The following is a 1237-nucleotide window of genomic DNA, read 5'->3' on the forward strand; positions in this document are numbered from 1 at the left end:
TCTGTGTCGTTCCAGATCTCGGGACCGGTTGTTTCGTAGTGAGCAAGAGGATTATCCGGGTTGGAAAATTGATCCAGTACCACGCCTCGACCTTCACGCGCCATCTCAGTCGCGGCATCGCGGGCGAACTCCATGCCGCCCTGGGCGGGGGTCAAAATCAATTCGGCGCCATATGCCCGCATGCTCTGGCAACGTTCGGCGGACACGTCTTCCGGCATGATGAGCGTCATTCTGTAACCACGAAAGGCGGCCGCCATCGCGAGCGCGATCCCAGTGTTGCCGCTTGTAGCCTCGATCAATATTTCACCGGGACGTATTGCTCCACGGCGCTCGGCGCCAGTGATCATTGACAGCGCAGCGCGATCCTTCACCGAACCTGCCGGGTTGTTGCCTTCCAACTTCCCCAGAATGACGTTGTTGCGTTCCCGCACTGATTCATCGGGAAGCCGGACGAGTTGAACCAGGGAGGTCTTCCCAATGGTGTCAGCGATGGTCGGGTAGCTCATGTGCAGTGTATGAAAGTGCTTGAACAATCGGAGCCAAGGTGGGAGGCGAATGCGCTCGCGCCCGTCCGAAGGCAATTGGCCTGCGCCGCCTCAGGCAATTCGATCGAGTCTAATGAACGGGCGGCGCATTGCGCTTCTCGCGATTCGGTGCGCTCGGGTCAGTGGACAGGAGAGTGGTCATCGACCCGCGGCGCCGTCGAGCCATCTGTTAGGTCACGCACTGAGGCGCCCTGCTCTTCCGCTGTCCAGGCGTCGTCGGGGTTCGCCACATCCATCGCAACAAGTACGCTGCATGAAACCCGATCCAGCAAACGACCATCATCTTGACCGGTCCACCAACGGGCGAGAAGGCCGCTCCGATGGTGACCAACCACGATGAGGTCAATTTTCAGCGCTTGAGCAAACGCCGGTATTTGATTCATTGGGTTTCCGATTGCGAGGTGGCCGACCGCGACTACGCCGAGCTCCGCGAGCTTGTTCACTCCTTCTTGCAAGATCTCTTTGGCGGACTGTTCTTCCAGATTGAAGGGCACGGCGGGGACAATTTCAAAGCCTCGCATCCACGCAGCATCGTCGAGCACGGCAAGGAGGTGGGTTTCGGCGCCAAGCTGGTGTGCGAGTGCGGCGCCAAGCCGCAACGCGCAACGTCCTTCACGAGTAGCGTTGTAACACAATAAAATCCGGCGATAAGTGGCCATCACGCCTCCTGCAATTCGACATTCCCAGCGACC

Annotated in this window: 2 protein-coding genes; both read right to left on the minus strand. The window is 59.1% G+C overall.

From position 1 onward, the window contains the following. On the minus strand, nt 1-506 hold a 506-nt coding region (locus AWB68_RS45130), incomplete at its 3' end, for a pyridoxal-phosphate dependent enzyme (RefSeq protein WP_125483313.1). 158 nt (nt 507-664) lie between these two features. Continuing rightward, nucleotides 665-1237 (minus strand): universal stress protein (locus AWB68_RS45135; RefSeq protein WP_235028886.1); only part of this gene is annotated, 573 nt, incomplete at its 5' end.

Source organism: Caballeronia choica, from assembly GCF_001544535.1.
GTDB classification, from domain to species: Bacteria; Pseudomonadota; Gammaproteobacteria; order Burkholderiales; family Burkholderiaceae; genus Caballeronia; species Caballeronia choica.